A 20,251-nucleotide genomic window follows, 5' to 3' on the forward strand; every position below is an offset into this window, starting at 1 on the left:
CGGACATAACTTCCCCGAAACCATCGCATTCCGCGACTGGCTCGTGAATTCACTGGGATTGGATATTATCGTAAGAAATGTACAGGACAGCATTGATCAGGGTAAAGTACAGGAAGAAACCGGCAAATACGCCAGCAGAAATGCCTTGCAAACCGTTACCCTCCTGGATGCCATCGAGGAAGGCAAATTTGACGCCTGCATCGGCGGCGCCCGCAGAGACGAAGAAAAAGCACGCGCCAAAGAAAGAATCTTCTCCGTACGGGATGAATTTGGTCAGTGGAACGCCAAAATGCAACGCCCCGAATTATTTGATATCCTCAATGGAAAAATTAATATAGGCGAAAACGTGAGGGTATTCCCTATTTCCAACTGGACAGAACTGGATGTATGGAACTACATTGTTCGCGAAAAGCTGGAAATCCCCACTATCTATTTCTCCCACGAAAGAGAAATCATAGAAAGGGACGGTCTTTACTGGCCTTACTCGCCTTACCTCAATACCACCGCTGATGAAGTACCTTATCTCCAGAAAGTACGTTTCCGTACCGTAGGCGATATGACCTGTACTGCAGCCGTTATTTCCGAAGCAGATAAACTGGAAGATATCATTGCCGAAATCATGGAAGCAAAGATCTCTGAACGGGGTGCGCGTATAGACGATAAACGCTCAGAAGCTGCCATGGAAAAGAGAAAACAGGCAGGATACTTCTAGCAGCTGTTAGCTGTTAGCCATTAGCTGTTAGTGTTTTTCCGCAACAGCTGTTTTAATGACAAGAAGTACTTTAATTTATTTGAACAAATCTTTTATCGTTGGCACTAAAAGCTAACTGCTAAAAGCTAAAAGCTAAAAACAATGGAGGTTTTACGTATAGCCACTTCCGGTAGTGTAGATGATGGTAAAAGTACCTTAATAGGACGTTTATTATACGATACGAATTCTATTCCGCAGGATAAAATGGAGGCACTTCATGCCGCCAGCAAGCGCAAAGGGCTTGACTTTACAGATCTGTCGCTGTTGACAGACGGACTGGTAGCAGAACGTGAGCAAGGCATCACCATCGATGTGGCGCACATCTACTTCTCCACACCTACCCGGAAATATATTATTGCTGACACCCCCGGGCATATCGAATATACCCGCAACATGGTGACCGGCGCTTCCAATGCACAGGTATCACTGATCCTCATTGATGCCCGCAGAGGAATTGTAGAACAAACACACCGTCACTTTTTTATCGCTAACCTCCTGCGTATTCCTTACCTGGTGGTATGTGTAAATAAAATGGACCTGGTGGAATACAGCGAAGCACGCTTTAACCAGATCGTGGAAGACTTCCAGCAAATGCTGGACAACGCCGGCTTTAAAGGACAGGAAGTAAAATTCATTCCTATCTCTTCCCTGTATGGCGAAAATGTAGCTTCCCGGACTGGTGCCATCGACTGGTACCAGGGATCTACCCTGCTGGAATACCTGGAACAGGTATCTTTTGATCATGAAGACCGCCTGCATCCGGCCCGCTTCCCGATACAAAGTGTGATCAGACCCAGAACAACCGAATACCACGACTTCCGTGGCTTTGCCGGTAAAGTAGCCAGCGGCCATTTCACCGTAGGAGATGAAGTCATTTCATTGCCTTCCGGACAGAAAAGCCGTATTAAAACCATTGAGCAGTTTGAAAAGCAACTAACGGTGGCGCATGCACGTGAAAGCGTAGTGATTACACTGGAAGGGGAAATAGACAGCAGCAGGGGAAATATGCTGGTAAAAACGGATGAGATACCTGCACAGCTGAAAGAAGTAAACGCTAACATCTGCTGGATGGATCAGCAAAAACTGGTGTCTGGCAAAACTTATTTACTGCAACATGGCGTGAACCGTGTAAAAGCAAAAGTGCAGCAGATCCATTACATCACCGATGTAACCAATCACCTGCAAACGGCCAACAAAACAGAAATGGGATTAAACGATATCGGTAGAATTTCGCTGAAAACAGCGGCACCGATATTTGCAGATTCTTATCATACCAATCCTGCTAACGGCGCCTTTATTCTCATTGATGAGTTTAATAACACCACCGTGGCAGTAGGATTTATTGAGTAATCAGCCATTACTATAAACAGAAAAGCAGCTAAGATGGGATAACTTAGCTGCTTTTCGTTTTTATAAAATATGCTTAGATGTTCTTCAGCATATCTTCCGTCATCCGGGCCAGATCATACTCTGGTTTCCAGCCCCAATCCTGACGAGCCTGGCCATCGTTCATGCTGTTAGGCCAGCCATCCGCAATTTGCTGACGATAATCAGGCGCGTAAGACATTGTGAATTCGGGAATATGTTTTTTAATCTCTGCCCCAATTTCTTTTGGAGAAAAACTCATGGCAGAGAGGTTATAAGCGGAGCGTATCGCAATTTTAGATGCATCTGCTTCCATCAGCTCAATGGTAGCCCTGATCGCATCCGGCATGTACATCATCGGGAGGTACGTGTCTTCCGACAGGAAGCTGGTGTATTTTTTATGCTCTTTTGCTTCATGGAAAATTTCGATAGCGTAATCGGTGGTACCACCGCCTGGCGCTGATTTATAGCTGATCAGACCCGGATAACGCAAACTTCTTACATCTACTCCAAAGCGGTGGTTGTAGTATTCGCACCAGCGTTCACCTGCAAATTTGCTGATACCATAAATGGTCGTTGGCTCGATGATGGTATGCTGTGGCGTTTCTACTGCCGGTGAGTTAGGACCGAATACCGCGATGGAACTAGGCCAGTATATTTTATCAAGATTTTCTTCCTTCGCAATATCCAGTACATTGAGCAGGCTTTGCATATTGATATGCCAGGCCAGTAAAGGATTTTTTTCGCCGGTAGCCGATAATATCGCTGCCAGCAGGTAGATCTGGGTGATGTTATGACGGATCACCAGTACATGCAACATCTCCTTGTTCATTACATCCAACGACACATACGGGCCCGTTCCTTTCAGCAAATCGTGTTCTTCACGAAGATCCGAAGCAACTACGTTGGCGTCTCCATACATCTTTCTTAAGGCCAGGGTCAGCTCCACGCCAATTTGTCCACAGGCACCAATTACCAGAATCTTATCTTTCTTCATACAAAAATATAATTGTAAGCTATTTTTTAAATCGGACCGTAATATTAACAGGTTCGCAGCTATTTCCGTTCATGACATCTCAGCGCATGACAATGCTATAACAATAAAAACTACCCCGCCTATTAACCTACGTTTCCGAATTACAATACTATGACAATTGAATATAAAATATCACGCAAAGACGCAAAGACGCAAAGACGCAGAGCAGCAAAGCAGCAAAGAATTATTGTCAGACTTTTGTTTCTCCTGCCTTTGCTGCTTTGCTGCTCTGCGTCTTTGCGTGATAATACCTATCTTTGCACCTTCAATTAAATGACCCAATTTTTTTCAAGATATGAAGCATTTAAAATCATTATTCAAAGAGCAATACAACCCTGAAAATTTCTTCCTGATTGCCGGCCCTTGTGTGATTGAAGAGGAAGAAATACTGATGACAGTAGCAGAGAAAGTAACCGCTATCTGTAAACGATTAGCGATCCCTTATATTTTCAAGGCATCTTACCGTAAAGCTAACCGCACCAGCGTACATTCCTTTACGGGTATTGGTGATGTAGAAGGACTGGAACTGTTGCAGAAAATAGGTAAAACATTTAATGTACCGGTTACCTCAGATATTCACTCTGCCGCAGAAGCAGCCATGGCGGCCGCTTATGTAGATGTATTGCAGATTCCTGCCTTCCTTTGCCGTCAGACGGATATCCTGCTGGCTGCTGCGGAAACAGGCAAAGTGGTGAACGTAAAGAAAGGTCAGTTCCTGAGTGGCGAGTCCATGAAGTTTGCCGTTGAAAAAATCAAAGGCGCCGGTAACGATCATATCATCCTCACCGAACGTGGTACCACCTTCGGTTACCAGGACCTGGTAGTAGATTACCGTAATATTCCTATTATGAAACACCTGGGAGAGCCGGTAGTAATGGATTGTACCCACTCCTTGCAACAGCCTAACCAGAGCAGTGGTGTAACGGGTGGTAATCCGCAAATGATCAGTACCATTGCCAAAGCAGCCATTGCTACCGGTGCAGATGGTTTGTTCATAGAAACACATCCTGATCCTTCCAAAGCTAAATCTGACGGTGCTAATATGCTGCGTTTGGATCTGCTGGAAGAACTGCTGGAGAAATTAGTAGAGATCCGTAAAGTGGTAAGATAGGCGAAAGCAGAAAGGGGAAAGCAAAAAGCCATTGAAGCGAATAATCAAAGCGGACATCACATTCGCTCTCATCATTCGCTTCAATGGCTTTTTGTTTTCCCCTTTCTGCTTTATGCATTTTTTACTATATTCATGAAACACAAAACTCAGCTCACTATGATTAGTATCCACGAATTGAAATCAGGTGATACCGTTATCACAAATTACGGAGGTGCAGAAAAAGAGGGAAAGATTTTGCAGGTAGATCATGAGGATAAAAAAGTGTTGGTGGCCACAGATGAAAATGAGTACTGGTACGATCTTGACAACCTTTTACCCATTCATTTAACGGAGGCTACGTTGTTAAAACTACAGTTTCACAAAGATGAAGCGGCATCGTCTGCAGCAGGAGGTACACTGTATGTAAGGGGGCCTTTTTCCATACGCTGGTTTGAGGCTGGCCATAAGCCACTCATTCAGCTACACTACCGGGATGAAACCCGGAATTTGAATGCGCCTATTACCCTGAATGAGTTGCAGAATCACTATCATGGTATGACGCTGTATCATCTGGAGTAGGTTTGCCATCATATATAAATTGAAGAGGGAGTGACGTAAGCCAATGCTTATCATCACTCCCTCTTTCTATTTTAAAAATGGCTGATGAGATGACCATCAACACATTAAATTTAAATCACAAGTAACGAAGGGGATTCCTCCGGGCATTCTGGATATAATTTTTCATGTTAACCCAAAACGCAAGGATCATGTATACAATGAGGGGTGACCCCATTGTCAGGAAAGTGGCATAGATGAAAAAGATGCGTATACGTGAGGTGGCCACGCCTAGTTTATCTCCAATAGCGGCACACACACCAAACGCCTTCCATTCCACAAAATCTTTTAAGCGGTTCATACTTCAAATTTATCAAATTCCGGCTGGAAAAACAAGGAAAAAACAATGGAACAGGGTCACCTGCTTAGTAGGCTGAATATCAGCATCTTTGCACCGGGTGTGGGTTTCTGTGCATGAGGAAGGTTGTTCAGGCAGGGGCAATAAATTTAATATAATTGTTTTTAGTAATTTTTTAGGGAGATAAAAACCGCTCTTTTCCTTGATGTGCGTGTATTTAAAGGGTGTGTTAAAGTAGGAGGAGTTTATGCACAGTTGACGATATCTTAAGTATTTAATTTAAAAACTTGTTGTTTTTAGTTAATTTTGCGTGCAATTTTTAACCGCTCTTAAATAATTTTTTTGCCATGGTGTTTGATATTGACATGATTAAAAAAGTGTATGCGGCACTACCGGGTAAGGTGGAAGCAACCCGTAAGATGTTAGGTCGCCCGCTCACGCTTGCTGAGAAGATTTTGTACGCTCATCTGTATGCACCTACAACCACGCCCTACGAAAGAGGCAAATCCTATGTTGAATTTGCTCCTGATCGCGTAGCTATGCAGGATGCAACTGCCCAGATGGCGTTGCTCCAGTTCATGACCTGCGGCCGTGATAAAGTAGCGGTTCCCTCTACTGTACACTGTGATCACCTCATTCAAGCCAAGGTAGGCGCTACACAAGATCTTGCGACTGCTATTGACACCAATAAAGAAGTTTACGATTTCCTTTCTTCTATTTCTGATAAGTACGGCATTGGTTTCTGGAAACCAGGTGCTGGTATCATTCACCAGGTGGTACTGGAAAACTATGCGTTTCCGGGTGGTATGATGATCGGTACTGACTCCCACACTCCTAATGCCGGCGGTTTAGGCATGGTAGCGATTGGTGTTGGTGGTGCCGATGCGGTGGATGTAATGGCAGGCTTACCATGGGAGCTGAAAATGCCGAAACTGATCGGTGTGAAGCTGACTGGTAAAATGAGTGGTTGGACTTCCGCTAAAGATATTATCCTGAAAGTTGCCGGTATTCTCACTGTAAAAGGTGGTACAGGCGCTATCGTGGAATACTTTGGTGAAGGTGCCGATAGCCTGAGCGCTACCGGTAAAGGTACTATCTGTAACATGGGTGCTGAAATCGGTGCTACCTGCTCCCTCTTCGGATACGACAGCAAAATGTCTGACTACCTGAAAGTGACCAGCAGAGCTGATGTTGCTGCCCTGGCAGATGGCGTTAGAGAACACCTGCGTCCGGATACTGAGGTTTACTCAGATCCTGCAAAATACTACGATCAGGTAATTGAAATCAACCTGGACGAACTGGAACCCTATGTAAATGGTCCGTTTACTCCGGATCTGGCATGGCCTATCTCCAAATTTGCACAGGCAGTAAAAGAAAACAACTGGCCTGAGAAACTGGAAGTAGCCCTGATCGGTTCCTGCACCAACTCCTCCTACGAAGATATTTCCCGTTCTGCTTCCCTGGCACAACAAGCCATCGACAAGCAACTGGATATGAAATCCGAATTCACCATCACTCCCGGCTCTGAACTGGTACGTTTTACCATCGAAAGAGACGGTTTACTCAATACTTTCGACCAGGTTGGCGGGGTAGTACTGGCAAACGCCTGCGGTCCCTGTATCGGTCAGTGGGCCCGTCATATCGACGATCCTACCCGCAAGAACTCTATCATCACTTCCTTCAACCGTAACTTCGCGAAAAGAAATGATGGTAACGCTTCTACCCACGCATTCGTAGCTTCACCGGAAATTGTTACCGCACTGGCCATTGCAGGTGATATCACCTTCAACCCGCTGACAGACAAACTGAAGAACAAAAATGGTGAAGAAGTAATGCTGGACGAACCAGTAGGGTACGAACTGCCGGTGAAAGGCTTTGCTGTAGATGACGCTGGTTACCAGGCGCCTGCTGCCGATGGTAGCAGTGTTCAGGTAATAGTATCCCCTACTTCCGACCGTCTGCAACTCCTGGCACCATTCGCCGCATGGGAAGGTACCGACCTGAAAGGGCTGAAACTCCTCATCAAAGCGAAAGGTAAATGTACTACGGATCATATCTCTATGGCTGGTCCATGGTTGAAATACCGCGGTCACCTGGATAACATTTCCAACAACATGCTCATTGGTGCGATCAACGCATTCAACGATAAAAGCGATACCGTTAAAAACGCATTAACCAACGAATATGGTGCAGTTCCTGCTACCATGCGCGATTACAAAGCACACGGTTTCGGTGCAGTAGTAGTAGGTGATGAAAACTACGGTGAAGGCTCCAGCCGCGAACACGCTGCTATGGAACCCCGTCACCTCGGCGTTCGTGCTATCCTGGTGAAATCTTTTGCCCGTATCCACGAAACAAACCTGAAAAAACAGGGTATGCTGGGTCTGACCTTCGCTAACAAAGAAGATTATGATTTAATCCAGGAAGATGATACTATCGATATCGATGGACTGACTTCTTTCACACCTGGTAAACAACTGACTGTTGTTCTGCATCATAAAGATGGCAGCACAGATCAGTTCCAGGTAAATCATACTTACAACGAACAACAAATCGAGTGGTTTAAAGCCGGTGGTGCACTGAACGTTATCCGTTCTGAAGCCGCTAAGAAAGCTTAAAGCTGAAGGCATAAAGCAAAAAGCTATTGTAGCGAATGATCACGGCGGATGTTAATTTTTCGCTCAGATCATTCGCTACAATAGCTTTTTGCTTTTCCCTTTCTGCTTCTTAATATTGAGCATCGTAAAAGAACCCGGCATATGCAAGTATCTGATTTAAGAGCTCCCTGGACCCAAACAAACTACCCATATACGAATGATCTGATGCTGATTAATAAGGCCTATGCCAACATGATCATAGCCCATCAGTACGACGAAAAGCGTTATTATCACAATCTTACACATATTCTGCAGCTGGTATCATTACAACAAGCCTATGCCGATCGTATCCGGGATAATGAAGTGGTGCTTTTTTCCATCTTCTTCCATGATATTATCTATAACGCGAAGCGCTCAGATAATGAGGAAAAGAGTGCGGCAGCAGCCGTTGAACACCTTCAGCGGATTGGCTTTCCGGCAGATAGAACCGCTGCGGTAAATGACTTTATCATCGCTACCAAAACACATATCAATACACAAAATGATCCTGACCTGGATTACTTCCTGGACTTCGATCTGCAAATCCTGGGCACTTCTCCGGAAGCTTACGGGCAGTACACGCAGCAAATAAGGCAGGAATACAGCATGTACCCGGACCTGTTATATAAACCCGGCCGTAAAAAAGCCATGCAACATTTCCTGGACATGCCGTCCATTTTCCGGACACCTGTTTTCCGGGAATTGTACGAAGAACAAGCCCGGCAAAACATCCAGGCAGAAATAAACACTTTATAATTGGCAAATATGAAACGAATTGTTGTTTTTTGCGGCTCAAGTGCCGGCCATGATCCTGTTTATATGGAGCAGGCTACCCTACTGGGTGCTGCATTGGCCAAAAAGAATCTAACGCTGGTATACGGCGGTGCAAAAGTAGGACTCATGGGAGCTGTGGCGGATGGCACCCTGAATGCCGGCGGTTCTGTTATTGGTGTATTACCTCACTTTCTGCAACAGAAAGAACTGGCGCACGAAGGACTCACGGAACTGATCCTGGTAGATACTATGCACGAACGCAAAACCAAAATGAATGAATTGTGTGATGGCGTAATCGCCTTGCCCGGTGGTTTTGGTACCATGGAAGAACTGTTTGAAATGCTCACCTGGGGACAATTGGGCCTGCATAAAAAACCTATCGGCCTGCTGAATGTAAACGGGTTTTATGATGCCCTCGTGGAGCTGTCGAAAACCATGACCAGCCACGGTTTCCTCAAAGCAGAAAACCGGGATATGCTATTGTGCAGTAACGATATCAGTGATTTACTGCAACAAATGGAGCAATACCAGCCGCCAGCTCACTCCAAATGGATTACGCCTGCACAGAGTTAAAGAATGTGCTGGATAAGTTATCCACCCGACACTAAGTTTTTGTTTTCCATAGTGGTTTCTTCAGTGCAAATCTGCGCACCAGGCTCACCCTGAAATTGCCGGTACCAAATGTCTGGTAAGTATGCGGTATCGGCATACCGCTGCGGGTATTCATGCCTACATAATGTACGCCTGCAAAATAACGGCTGGAATTATATCCGATGGAAGCCCTTACGGTATTACTGAACTGCAATCCCACTCTACGGCTGATGTCCCCGTTTTCCAGGAAAAGACTGGTCACGTTGCCACCCAAACCTGCGGTGAAGGATAATGACAAAAAGAAATGCTGTTGCAATACAAACGTATAGGCATATCCAACATTGGCTGCCATCGAGTAAATACCCGTTTTATAATAATGTTCATCCCGCAGGAAGTTGGTATCCTCCATATTGGAAGGGATCAGCGAAGAATCACCTTTGATAGCACCGAAAAACATTTCGCCTCCCATGATAAATGAACCTGCACTTTTTTTCTGGTATTCGTTCTGCAGATTGGGAGCGCGATAAGAAAAACGTTTGTCGTTGAAGATGTACTGCACATTCAGCCCGAAGTCGATATTCCGGATGTCTGGCCGCAGTGGATAAGGATTTTTAGCTGCGTATTCCGCACCAAATACTTTCTCGGGGTTGGCCACATAGTAACCTTTATAATATTGTCCGTAGAAATCGACGACTATTTTACGGAGATAAATATGTGATTGCAGATCGAGGTATTTGGTCTTCCCATATTTATCATTGTGTTGGTTAATAAACGGGAGGTTAAAGCCCAGGTTGAGTCCAATATTTCTGTAATTGGCTCCAAACCCAATATTAAAGGGCGTATTGGGCCTGTACATGATATCCTTCTTCTGTTTTCTATCGATGATATCAAATTTGGTGTATTTGCGGGAACCATACAACCGGCCGGTAATATCTTCTGTATGCTCTTCTATGTAGGCCGTATCATTCTCCGTTTTCAACCACTTCTGCAAACGTGTCTGGGCCTGCATCTGCACCGCTGCCATCATAAATACAATCAGCCAAACCAAGGTTCGTAGGTTCATAAACGTTGTAGGTTAATTCCGATGTGAATGATCAGGGAAGTTCCACGACTTCCAGGTTTTGAATATTGCCTGCATCCAACTGAAAGCGCAGGAGTGTTTTGACTTTGTGCCAGCCCTGTTGTCCGCATGCACCAGGATTCATATGTAACAAATGCAATGCCGCGTCGGGTATCACTTTGAGAATATGAGAATGGCCACAGATAAAGAGTTTGGCCGGATGTTGTTTTAGCTGTTCCTTCACGCCCGGGGCATATTTCCCCGGATAACCACCAATATGTGTCATCATTACCTCTACTCCCTCCACATTAAACCGCAGTGTTTCCGGATAACGGATACGGATATCCGCGCCATCAATATTCCCATAAACTGCCCGGAATGGCTTAAAAGCTGTTAGTTTATCTGCCAGTTCCACATTACCAATATCTCCGGCATGCCAGATCTCATCCACTTCTTCAAAGTACTTAAATACCTGCGGATGCAAATAGCTATGTGTATCCGACATGAGTCCTATTTTTTTCAAGGGAGAATTATATTAATATTTTTTACTTTGGTAGTTATATGTCAAAACAAAACGCTCATCCTATTACCGCATGTTTGCTCATTTGCTGTCCCGATCGCCCTGGCATTGTAGCTGGTGTATCCCAGTTTCTTTACCAGTTGGGTGCAAATATACTTGATGCAAGTCAACACAGTACCGATCCCCGGGAAGGTTTATTTTTTATGCGCATGGAATTCCAGCTGGATCTCCTGGATAAAACCGCGCTGGAAGCTGCATTCCAGCAGCAGGTGGCCACTCCTTTACAGATGGAATGGAAAATTGATTACAGCGACCGGCGTATGCGGATGGCCATCATGGTATCTGCCTATGATCATTGTTTGCTGGAACTTTTATGGAGATGGAAAAGTGGGGAACTGCCGGTAGATATTCCGCTCGTTATTTCCAACCACTCGCAGCTGGAGAAGGAATGCACCGCTATGGAGATCCCGTTTCATTACCTGCCGGTCACCGCTTCTACCAAAGCCGCACAGGAACAGGCAGCCATCCGCCTGCTGGAAGAACATCACATTGATTTTACGGTGCTGGCCAGATATATGCAAATATTATCACCGCAGTTTGTCAGCCGTTATCCACAGCGTATCATCAATATTCATCACTCCTTTTTACCCGCCTTTGCAGGCGCCAGACCTTACCTCAACGCATATACGAGAGGGGTAAAACTGATAGGCGCTACTGCCCACTACGTGACCAATGAACTGGACGAAGGACCTATTATTGAACAGGATGTGGCCAGGGTAAGTCATAAGCATACAGTAGAAGACCTTGTGATGCTGGGGCGTGATATTGAACGGCAGGTGCTGACCAGGGCAGTAAAGGCCCATGTGAATAACCGCGTGATCCTGCATGGAAACAAGACCATTGTATTCTAGGAGAAAGAACTGAAAATAATTCGAGGTTCATTTACATGAACCTATTGATATATAAATAAAAATATATTAATCAAATCGCCGGAGCTTATCAAGTGGCTCCGGCGATTGATACAATACTATTGGGCAATAAACTTCGCCAATTTTTTCCCACTCACTGCATAGGATTCCATTATCCGCATACCGGTATCAAAATCGAAGCCCATCATCCGGCCGGGGGCATCCTCCAATGAAATATTAGCTACCACTTTATTTCTGTCGGCGGTTTCCACAATCGTCACTTCTGCATCGATATAGGAATTTTTACGTGCTACGCCCACATTGAATCCGGGCTCAATAAAAGTGGTGTGAAAAATCATGGTGTACTTTGCATTCGGGAAGCTGCCAGCTTTCATATCTCCGTTATCATTAAACAGGGAATCAAACTTAGGTTCATACCTGGTGGGGCGGTCGTCTTTCCACGATTTGGCCCAGGTATCGCCTTTTCCGGCTTCCTTCTTGTTGTACTCAGCTGTCTTCTTCCGGATATAATCCTCTTCGCTGTCTTTACCTACCGACAGATGATCATACGTGAATTGAACATTGAGTGCTTTCTGATCTTTCAGGGGAGCGAGATCGCCGTTTACCAGCTTGATTTTTTGCGCCGTTGCGGGGATGCAAAGCGCAGTTAGCAGTACCGTGACTGCCATTTTGGGGAGTAGTTGCATAACAATCAATTTGAAACAAAATTATTGAAATTATCCAGATGCAACCCTTCTCCCGGAATTTTATTTTATCTTTAAAGAGATGCTAAAATCTGCCTTATATCATTATCTGCACAAAGAATGCGATAGCGTAGCAGCCGCATATGAGATCCTGCAAAAAGATTCCGGCGATGCCGATGCCATACATGTCATGCGTGTGGGTGTGAAAAAGCTGCGCGCTTTTTTTACGCTGGCAAAGCAACTTCCGGAGTACTCCTTTGGTGCCGGTAAACATTTGCATACTGCAAGACTAATACAGGCGATAGGCGGGGCTTCCAGAGATACGCAACTACAGGAGAAACACCTCCGGGCCTATGAAAAAAAAGTACATTGGCGCTTTTCATTTGCTCATTTATTATTGCAAAACAAACAGGCCACAGCGAAAGAAATGTTACAGGCCACCGTGAAACACTGCCCCCTTAAAAAGTTAGGCTTCCTACCTGACAAATTCAGAGCCGCTATTGCGGACACAGATCATTCGGCTGCTGTTGAGGCGCTGACAAATTACCTGCAGCAGCAGCACCGGCGGATTATATTGCCTGCCAGCAGGGCTCATCATACTGTATGGCATGGTGTACGGAAAGATACCAAAGCATTATACTATCAACTTACCATACTGGAACAGGTACTCCCTTCTTCCCATACCGATACCCTTACCACACATGCCCGGAAAGCAGGTGAACTGCTCGGGCAATGGCATGATACCAGCGAATTATTGCTATTTACAAAAGCCACGATCGCGGAACTGAAGAAAGAAAAAATCACTTTACCGGTGAATGCATCTCAATTGGTAGAGCTACTGGAACGGGATGTGAAGGAGCAGCTGGCATTATGCGCCGTGCAGCTAAAACAGTTGATCGCAGTACAGTAACCCTTCATCCACTAAAAGGGTTCTTCTCCGCTATAAGCCATTACTATCTCAAAAATGAGTGATGCCGCGAGTTTGGCGGTGCGGTTATCTATATCCAGCGATGGATTGAGTTCTGCGATATCTGCCCCTGTTACTTTTCCACTTTGTAAAATTCTGCGGAAACATTGCAGGAATAAGCCTCCGGGCATGATACCATTATAGGCCGTAGCACTTACGCCGGGCGCAAAAGGAGCAGCAAATACATCCAGACAGGCGGTCAGGTATACTTTATCCACCTGCCCCAGGAAATGCTGAATAGCGGCAAACAAAGTGTCTTTATCCTGCAGGTGGAATGCATCTGCGCTTACGTAGGTCGCATCTTCTTCACCGGCTATGTTAAAGAGTTGGCGGGTATTTCCATGCTTCTGAATACCTAATGCCAGGTAATGAAAGGGGGTGCCAGCTTGTTTGCAATCCTGTGCCAGTTGCCAGAATCCGGTGCCGGAGCTGGCACCTTCTGCTTCCGGAACACGGATATCAAAATGTGCGTCAAAGTTGATGAAGCCAATTTGCTGCTTTGGCGCAAAACGGCGTATACCACTGGCATGTCCGTAGGTAATTTCATGGCCGCCGCCGAGGAGCAGCGGCAGGTAACCGGCGGTGAGTATGGCCGTCACGGCCTCGCTCAATACCTGTTGTGCATTTTCCAGTTCACCGTTCAGACAAAGAATATCTCCTGCATCCAATAAAATGGTTTGTTCGCTGAAGTGCACCGGGAAATTGGCGATGGCTTTACGCAAGGCCGCCGGCCCTTCTGCGGCGCCGGTTCTGCCTTTATTGCGGCGTACCCCTTCATCGCTGGCAAAGCCCAGCAATACAATTCCTTTTTCTTCCGGTTGCAGTGCCGGTAATGGCGCCTGTAACAAGTCCACCACTTTAATCACCTGGTGCCAACGCAGCAGATCGGGTGCCGTACCATCTGTACGACCGGTCCACGAAGTGGCTGCTGTTGGCTGATAGCTATCCTTTGTTATCATAAATTACGATACTAATTCTCCTTTTTTCCAGACCATAGCAGGTTTCATCTTACCCTGATAATAAAGTATATCCCGGTAATCGCTGGTAGGATATGCCTGCAGATCTGCGGCATATCCGGCCAACAACTGACCTGCATCTTTCAATTGCAATGCAGGGGCCGCTCTTATCGTAAGTGCCGCCAACACTTCTGCTGTAGACAATTTTTCTGCTGCGCTCATCACAGCTGCCTGTATCAGCAAATCGCCCATAGGCGCCGATCCGGGGTTCCAATCGCTCGCTATTGCCACACTTGCGCCGGCATTTAATAGTTTACGTGCCGGTGCATATTGCATCCCCAAACCTAATGAAGCACCCGGCAAAACTACGGCAACTGTATTGGAATTCGCCAGTAAGACAATTTCTTTTTCGCTGCTGGCTTCCAGATGATCTGCGGATAACGCATGCGTGTTGACCGCTACTTCCGCTCCACCCGCGCTAAACTGATCGGCATGAACGGTGGCCGCAAATCCTTGTTGCATGGCCTGTTTCAGAAATGCCGCCGCTGCGGACGCAGAAAAAGCCGTTTCCTCAATAAAAATATCTACCCGGTTGCTCAGCTGCTCCTGCTGCAGTACCGGCAACAACTCTGCTAATACCCACTGCAGGTATTCAGCTTCTGTTCCGGTATAGTCGCGGGGTTTCATATGTGCGGCCAAACAGGTAGATACCAGGGTAGCCTTAGTATGCATGCCCGCCTGTTGAATGGCACGCAGCATTTTCAACTCTCCTTCCAGGTTAAGTCCATAGCCGCTCTTCACTTCAATAGTGGTGACGCCTTCTTTTAAATGCCGGTTGGCGCGGGCCACGGTATTTTCGGTGAGGGTAACGATATCGGCTATACGTGTTTTTGTAACGGAATCCCAGATACCGCCACCGGCACGGGCTATTTCCAGGTAACTTTTACCCGCTATCCGCATCGCATAATCACGGTTGCGGGTACCGTCATAACAAATATGCGTATGACAGTCGATGAAGCCCGGTAATAATACCAGCGGCGTATCCATGAAAGCGATTTCACTATCAGGATATTTTTTCAGCAATGATTTGTAATCTGCTACGGCGATGATCTCTCCGTTTTCCACTACCACTCCACCTTTTTCTATCACCGTTAACTGCTCATCCTGCAAAGTGCCTTTAAGCGACAGCCCCGTCATGGGGAGGATTTGAGCAAAAGGACCAAGTAAGGTTTTCATAAGCTGTTAGCTTTTAGCTGTTAGCTTTTAGTTTGTAGCGGATAGCTTTTAGTTTGTAGCGAATAGCTTCTGGCAAATAATATACGGCAAGAGCTTTCGCTACAAACTAAAAGCTAACAGCTAAAAGCTAAAAGCTTAATAAATGTTGATATCAAATTTAGCTCCCCATTCCTGTGCTTTTTCATAGCCGGCATCAGCATGACGGAAAATGCCCAGGGCTGGATCGTTAAACAGTACGCGGCTTAAGCAGGCGGCGGCACGGTCGGTACCATCTGCCAGTACTACCATACCGGCATGTTGGGAATATCCCATCCCTACACCGCCACCGTGGTGGAAAGATACCCAGGTAGCACCGCCACCGGTATTCGCCATCAGGTTCAGCAGGGTCCAGTCGCTCACTGCATCGGAGCCGTCTTTCATCGATTCTGTTTCGCGGTTAGGCGAAGCTACAGAGCCACAGTCGAGATGATCCCGGCCAATAACGATGGGGGCTTTCACCTTACCGGTTCTCACCAGTTCGTTGAAAATAAGCCCTGCTTTTTCGCGCTCACCCATACCCAGCCAACAAATGCGGGCGGGCAGTCCCTGGAAGGCCACTTTTTCCCTGGCTTCTTTCAACCAGTTGATCAGGTGGGTGTTTTCCGGAAATGCTGCTATCAATGCCTGGTCGGTGGTATAAATATCTTCCGGATCGCCGGAGAGGGCTACCCAACGGAAAGGTCCTTTCCCTTCGCAGAACAGCGGACGGATGTACGCTGGTGTGAATCCGGGAAAATTGAAGGCGTTGGCTTCTCCCCCTTCACGGGCAAATTCACGCAGGTTGTTACCATAATCAAAAGTCACGGCGCCTTTCTGTTGCATATCCAGCATAAAGCCTACGTGACGGGCCATGCTTTTAAGCGACAACACGCGGTAAGCAGCGGGGTCACTTTTACGCAGGTCCAGCGCGGCTTGCAGCGTCATGCCATTAGGCACGTAGCCATTCAGCGGATCATGTGCAGAAGTCTGATCTGTGAGGATGTCCGGTATGATATTATCTTTCAACATGCGTTCCAGCATATCGCCGGCATCGCTCACCAAACCAATGGACAAGGCAGTTCCTTTGGCCTGTGCTTCCTGCGCCCATTGAATGGCTTCTTCATACGAATACGTCATGCGATCAATGTAGCGGGTATCCAGTCTTTTCTGAATACGGGTAGGGTCGATGTCGGCGCCAATAAATACGGCTCCGGCCATAGTGGCTGCCAGTGGCTGTGCACCACCCATGCCGCCAATACCTGCGGTCACCAGCAGTTTGCCGGCGAGACTTCCATTAAAATGCTGTCTGCCGCATTCCATAAAGGTTTCATAGGTCCCTTGCAGGATACCTTGTGTACCAATATAGATCCAGCTACCGGCGGTCATCTGACCATACATCATCAGGCCTTTGGCGCGCAGTTCATTGAAATGATCCCAGGTAGCCCATTTGGGTACCAGGTTGCTGTTGGCCAGCATTACGCGTGGCGCCTGCGGATGTGTGCGAACGATACCTACTGGTTTACCGGATTGAACGAGCAAAGAATGATCCTCATCCAGCTCCAGTAATATTTCTATAATTTTTTGCAGTGATTCTTTGTTACGGGCAGCCTGGCCAATGCCACCGTACACCACCAGTTCATCGGGGTTTTCGGCTACTTCTGCATCCAGATTGTTGAGCAACATGCGCAAAGGCGCTTCGGTTTGCCATGATTTGGCGTGCAGCTGTGCACCATGAGGCGCTTTATAATGCGGGTGTGCTGCGTATGTTTTAATAAAGTCCAAACTGGTCATTATACAATCCGTTTAAGTTGAGTTGATGTTGGGCCGCAGCTTCATTCGCTACGCGCACCAGTGACTGATCAGTGATGATGTTGTGCAGGGCGGCAATATCATAAGCGAAGATGCGGTCCTTAGTAGCAAAAGATACCTTTTCACGGGTATACTGATGCACCGCTTCCAGCACCGGGCCTGATTTCAGCGGTCGGCGGAAATCTACTGCCTGCGCGGCATACAACAGTTCTATGGCCAATATATATTCGAGGTTGCCAATCACCTGGTTCAGTTTACGACCACTGATAGATCCCATGGATACGTGGTCTTCCTGTCCGAGGGAGGTAGGCACGCTATCTGCGCTGGCAGGGAAACACAGCGTTTTATTTTCTGTTACCAGGGCGGCGGTGGTATACTGCGGAATCATAAAGCCGGAGTTCAGGCCCGCATCCTGGATCAGTAATTTGGGGAGTCCATATCTTCCTTCAATCATCATATAACAACGACGGTCGGAGATATTACCCAGTTCCGCAGCGGCTACCGTGGCGTAGTCCAGCGGCAAGGCCATTGGCTGGCCGTGGAAGTTACCACCGCTGATGGTATCTTCTGCGCTAAAAATAATCGGGTTGTCTGTTACCGCATTCAGCTCTATGGTAGTGAGTTCCTGCAGGTGCTGCCATGCTGTGCGGGATGCGCCGTGTACCTGTGGCATACAGCGCAGGGAATAAGGGTCCTGTACGCGGCCACAGTCTACATGTGACGACATGATTTCGGAATGATCCAGCAATGTTTTCAGGCGGTGCGCCACCAGCTGATTGCCGGGAAACGGACGGATGGCGTGTAAGCGGGCATCGAAAGGTTTAGCGGTACCCATCAGTCCTTCGAGCGATAAAGCGCCGATGATATCTGCTGCTTCCAGTGCATTGTGCAGGCGTTGTACGGCTTTCACAGCAAACGACAGGATGAACTGTGTGCCGTTGATCAGCGCCAGTCCTTCTTTAGGGCCGAGTACAATAGGCGGTATCCCTTCCTGTTGCATCATGGCGGCGGTATCTGTTTTCTGTCCTTTGTACCATACATGTCCCAGACCTATCAGTGGCAGAAACAGGTGTGATAAAGGCGCCAGGTCGCCCGAGGCGCCCACAGAGCCTTTTTCAGGCACCAATGGCGTTACTTTATGATCGACATGCCAGATAATACGTTCCAGGGTAGACAATGCCGCGCCTGAAAAACCTTGTGCCAGTGCATGCACTTTGGTGATGAGCATGATGCGGGCAATTTCTTCCGGAATCGGTTCTCCTACACCAACACTATGGCTTTGCAGAATATTATACTGCAGGGCGCGGGTATCATCTTCCGAAATTTTGGTATCACACAAGGGACCGAAGCCGGTGTTGATACCATATACCGTAGTATGTTGTGCTACGATGGTTTGTACATACCCGAAGCTGGTTTGTACGCGTGTAACTACTTCCGGTACCAGTATTCCCTTCACTTTGCCGGCGGCAATATCGATCGCTGTGGCTACGGTGAGCTGGTCTATACCGTACTTAAAAATATCACTCATGGTCAGTCGATTTTTCTGGTGTATGAAGGATTATAGTTGTTGTTTGATTCTATCTGCCAAAGATGTTTGTTGCACGGATTGTTCAATTTGTGCGATCGCCGCCAGTATCTGCTGGCTTTGTTTATTTTCCATGACCAGTTCGTTCATGGCTTCGGTGATGGCAGCCCATACGGGTTGGATCTGTTGCAGGAGTTCTTCGCCTTTTTTAGAGAATGCGACCAGTTGACGGCGGCCGTCTTCCTTGCAGGGCGTGGTTTTCAGCAGTCCTTTCTTTTTCAGGTTGGTGACCATCTGGCTCACGGCCGAATGGGAGATTTCCAGTTGTTCCGAAATATCTATCATAGGCATTGGCTGTTGTTTGGATAACAGGTAAAATACCGGGAACCAGCTGGCATCAAAGGGAATGCCCGCCTGCTCGTATACTTTATTCACTTCCATGAGGAAGTATTCACTGAGGCGGCGTAGCCTGCTGCCAAAAACGAGATAGCCTAATGATGGATAGAACGACATGGGAAAGAATTACGCATTACGAACGACGAATGAAGAAAGAACGAGTATACATCCTACACGCGGCATTCATAATTGCCTGTTAATTAAAGATATTATATAAGTGCTTATACAATATTACGAAAGAAAAATGAAATATAACGCCAGTGCCAGAAATTATATAAGCACTTATACAATTTTCAAAAAGAAATACGAAATACTATAGGTTGGCAGTTAATATGCGCTAGCATCTCCCTCCTTATGTAATTCGTAATCTGTTGTCCTTTACTTCGCTGTTTGTTTCTTTTTGATATCAAACCAGAGCGGGGAAGTATCGGTTACATCGCCATTATAGTTAATGGAAAGTTCCTCCCCCTTTTTAATATCCCGACGGGTGATGATGCTCATGGTTTCTTCGGTGAAATCCATTTCATATTCACAGTTGGGGTGATAATCGTGGTTATAGATAGAGCAAAAGCCCAGTGCTACGCAGGAACGGGTTTCTTTCGCGCCCCACAAAAAAATATAATTATGGAGTCTTGTTTTGTCCACAATTTCGGTATCATCGTAAGAGAGAACGAGTACGGGCGAAGTCTCTATTCTTGTTCCGGCCGGGATCTTTTCTTTCGTATAGACTCCTCTGCCTCTTCCCTTAGACTTATCAATGTACAAGTACGGCTTTATCATAGCTCAATTTCAAATAAAAGAAGACGTAAAGTAAAGTTAAAGGAAGAAGTTATCAAAATCATGTTTAAAAAATTTAGGTTTGCGGCCCGGAAATTATTTTTTTTGCCTATAATCAAGCTGTATATATGATTAATTATAACCCGAAGGACTGGTTTACATTTATTTTTCGCCTGCATAAAGCCGACACGGTCAGGAAGTTGTTTCCTATGTTCATAG

Annotated in this window: 20 protein-coding genes; 9 read left to right on the plus strand and 11 right to left on the minus strand. The window is 46.4% G+C overall.

Annotated features, from left to right (window positions below; translation table 11 throughout):
* Both cysD and VIP81_RS19770 read left to right on the plus strand, forming a co-directional pair.
* Window positions 1–712, plus strand: a 712-nt coding sequence (cysD, locus tag VIP81_RS19765) for a sulfate adenylyltransferase subunit CysD (RefSeq protein WP_331965096.1), incomplete at its 5' end; no start/stop codon positions are given.
* 141 nt (window positions 713–853) lie between these two features.
* Complete coding sequence (locus VIP81_RS19770; protein WP_331965099.1) at window positions 854–2,101, plus strand: sulfate adenylyltransferase subunit 1; 1,248 nt, start codon at window positions 854–856, stop codon at window positions 2,099–2,101.
* Between the two features lie 73 nt (window positions 2,102–2,174).
* On the opposite strand, the gene VIP81_RS19775 is transcribed toward VIP81_RS19770, so the two are convergent.
* On the minus strand, window positions 2,175–3,113 hold the full coding sequence (locus VIP81_RS19775; RefSeq protein WP_331965102.1) for an NAD-dependent epimerase/dehydratase family protein: 939 nt from the start codon (window positions 3,111–3,113) through the stop codon (window positions 2,175–2,177).
* Between the two features lie 334 nt (window positions 3,114–3,447).
* Here VIP81_RS19775 and kdsA point away from each other — a divergent pair, with 334 nt between their 5' ends.
* Both kdsA and VIP81_RS19785 read left to right on the plus strand, forming a co-directional pair.
* Window positions 3,448–4,263, plus strand: coding sequence for a 3-deoxy-8-phosphooctulonate synthase (kdsA, locus tag VIP81_RS19780; RefSeq protein WP_133809069.1), 816 nt, complete (start codon window positions 3,448–3,450; stop codon window positions 4,261–4,263).
* 132 nt (window positions 4,264–4,395) lie between these two features.
* On the plus strand, window positions 4,396–4,821 hold the full coding sequence (locus tag VIP81_RS19785) for a hypothetical protein (RefSeq protein ID WP_331965107.1): 426 nt from the start codon (window positions 4,396–4,398) through the stop codon (window positions 4,819–4,821).
* Between the two features lie 115 nt (window positions 4,822–4,936).
* Here the strand turns inward: VIP81_RS19785 and VIP81_RS19790 are convergent, their stop codons facing one another.
* Window positions 4,937–5,158, minus strand: a complete 222-nt coding sequence (locus tag VIP81_RS19790) for a PspC domain-containing protein (RefSeq protein ID WP_331965110.1) — start codon at window positions 5,156–5,158, stop codon at window positions 4,937–4,939.
* Between the two features lie 344 nt (window positions 5,159–5,502).
* Here VIP81_RS19790 and VIP81_RS19795 point away from each other — a divergent pair, with 344 nt between their 5' ends.
* The 3 genes from VIP81_RS19795 (at window position 5,503) to VIP81_RS19805 (ending at window position 9,138) form a co-directional block, all read left to right on the plus strand.
* The gene (locus VIP81_RS19795; protein ID WP_331965113.1) at window positions 5,503–7,773 is read left to right on the plus strand and encodes an aconitate hydratase; all 2,271 of its coding nucleotides are present in this window, start codon (window positions 5,503–5,505) and stop codon (window positions 7,771–7,773) included.
* A gap of 141 nt (window positions 7,774–7,914) precedes the next feature.
* Window positions 7,915–8,547: a hypothetical protein gene (locus tag VIP81_RS19800; RefSeq protein WP_331965116.1), complete on the plus strand. Its 633-nt coding sequence runs from the start codon at window positions 7,915–7,917 to the stop codon at window positions 8,545–8,547.
* Between the two features lie 9 nt (window positions 8,548–8,556).
* Complete coding sequence (locus VIP81_RS19805; protein ID WP_331965119.1) at window positions 8,557–9,138, plus strand: TIGR00730 family Rossman fold protein; 582 nt, start codon at window positions 8,557–8,559, stop codon at window positions 9,136–9,138.
* A gap of 31 nt (window positions 9,139–9,169) precedes the next feature.
* Here the strand turns inward: VIP81_RS19805 and VIP81_RS19810 are convergent, their stop codons facing one another.
* The gene (locus VIP81_RS19810) at window positions 9,170–10,219 is read right to left on the minus strand and encodes a DUF4421 domain-containing protein (protein ID WP_331965122.1); all 1,050 of its coding nucleotides are present in this window, start codon (window positions 10,217–10,219) and stop codon (window positions 9,170–9,172) included.
* A 31-nt stretch (window positions 10,220–10,250) separates the two neighbouring features.
* Window positions 10,251–10,721 (minus strand): metallophosphoesterase family protein, encoded by a 471-nt coding sequence (locus VIP81_RS19815; RefSeq protein WP_331965125.1) that lies wholly within the window; start codon window positions 10,719–10,721, stop codon window positions 10,251–10,253.
* 56 nt (window positions 10,722–10,777) lie between these two features.
* On the opposite strand from VIP81_RS19815, the gene purU reads away from it, so the two are divergent.
* On the plus strand, window positions 10,778–11,647 hold the full coding sequence (gene purU / locus VIP81_RS19820) for a formyltetrahydrofolate deformylase (RefSeq protein ID WP_331965128.1): 870 nt from the start codon (window positions 10,778–10,780) through the stop codon (window positions 11,645–11,647).
* A gap of 116 nt (window positions 11,648–11,763) precedes the next feature.
* Here the strand turns inward: purU and VIP81_RS19825 are convergent, their stop codons facing one another.
* On the minus strand, window positions 11,764–12,351 hold the full coding sequence (locus tag VIP81_RS19825) for a hypothetical protein (RefSeq protein ID WP_331965131.1): 588 nt from the start codon (window positions 12,349–12,351) through the stop codon (window positions 11,764–11,766).
* 79 nt (window positions 12,352–12,430) lie between these two features.
* Between VIP81_RS19825 and VIP81_RS19830 the strand changes: the two genes are divergently transcribed.
* Window positions 12,431–13,258, plus strand: coding sequence for a CHAD domain-containing protein (locus VIP81_RS19830; RefSeq protein WP_331965134.1), 828 nt, complete (start codon window positions 12,431–12,433; stop codon window positions 13,256–13,258).
* A gap of 11 nt (window positions 13,259–13,269) precedes the next feature.
* On the opposite strand, the gene hutG is transcribed toward VIP81_RS19830, so the two are convergent.
* The 6 genes from hutG to VIP81_RS19860 all read right to left on the minus strand — a co-directional run bounded on the left by hutG (window position 13,270) and on the right by VIP81_RS19860 (window position 20,035).
* A complete protein-coding gene (hutG, locus tag VIP81_RS19835) occupies window positions 13,270–14,274 on the minus strand; it encodes a formimidoylglutamase (protein WP_331965137.1) in 1,005 nt (334 codons plus the stop codon).
* 3 nt (window positions 14,275–14,277) lie between these two features.
* Entirely contained in the window at window positions 14,278–15,507 is a 1,230-nt protein-coding gene (gene hutI, locus VIP81_RS19840) for an imidazolonepropionase (protein WP_331965140.1), read from the minus strand.
* Between the two features lie 135 nt (window positions 15,508–15,642).
* Window positions 15,643–17,316 carry a urocanate hydratase gene (gene hutU, locus VIP81_RS19845; RefSeq protein WP_331965143.1) on the minus strand — a complete coding sequence of 558 codons (1,674 nt, stop codon included), beginning with the start codon at window positions 17,314–17,316 and terminating at the stop codon, window positions 15,643–15,645.
* Window positions 17,294–18,862: a histidine ammonia-lyase gene (gene hutH / locus VIP81_RS19850; protein ID WP_331965146.1), complete on the minus strand. Its 1,569-nt coding sequence runs from the start codon at window positions 18,860–18,862 to the stop codon at window positions 17,294–17,296. The genes hutU and hutH overlap by 23 nt, the downstream gene beginning before the upstream one ends.
* Window positions 18,863–18,892: 30 nt before the next feature.
* The gene (locus tag VIP81_RS19855) at window positions 18,893–19,372 is read right to left on the minus strand and encodes a MarR family winged helix-turn-helix transcriptional regulator (RefSeq protein WP_331965149.1); all 480 of its coding nucleotides are present in this window, start codon (window positions 19,370–19,372) and stop codon (window positions 18,893–18,895) included.
* A gap of 261 nt (window positions 19,373–19,633) precedes the next feature.
* The gene (locus VIP81_RS19860) at window positions 19,634–20,035 is read right to left on the minus strand and encodes an SET domain-containing protein (protein ID WP_133809085.1); all 402 of its coding nucleotides are present in this window, start codon (window positions 20,033–20,035) and stop codon (window positions 19,634–19,636) included.
* Between the last annotated feature and the right edge of the window lie 216 nt (window positions 20,036–20,251).

Origin of the sequence: Chitinophaga sp. (assembly GCF_036566945.1) — a bacterium.
Lineage (GTDB): Bacteria > Bacteroidota > Bacteroidia > Chitinophagales > Chitinophagaceae > Chitinophaga.